Below are 253 nucleotides of genomic sequence, written 5' to 3'. Positions count from 1 at the left end.
CAGAGAGCGAATAGGCCGGGAGTCCTTCGCTGACTCTTTAGCCGATGGCGGTCGGCAATGCTTTGACCAGAACTTTTGGCGGACCAAGCCGAGCCGCGCGTGCGAACTACTGTACCGGTACAGCCTGCCTTTACTCAGTGAACCGTTGGATTGCAGGGGTTTTTGATCGAAGATACCGACGCACCATCGGAAAAGAATGGCACGCCGAGGAAGATATCGGCCGAGCGCTGGTAGAGCTGGCAGGAAAGCTTGC

The 253-nt window shown here is 56.9% G+C and carries 1 pseudogene; it reads right to left on the bottom strand.

Annotation, left to right across the window (positions count from 1 at the left end):
• Window positions 1-164: 164 nt before the first annotated feature.
• Window positions 165-253, bottom strand: a pseudogene (locus tag EOD29_RS33520) (thymidylate synthase); the annotation flags it as partial.

The sequence above is a fragment of the Mesorhizobium sp. M1A.T.Ca.IN.004.03.1.1 genome (genome assembly GCF_003997555.1).
Taxonomy (GTDB): Bacteria; Pseudomonadota; Alphaproteobacteria; order Rhizobiales; family Rhizobiaceae; genus Mesorhizobium.
Note: the sequence above shows the minus strand (reverse complement) of the source record. Positions and strands in the feature narration are given on the sequence as shown.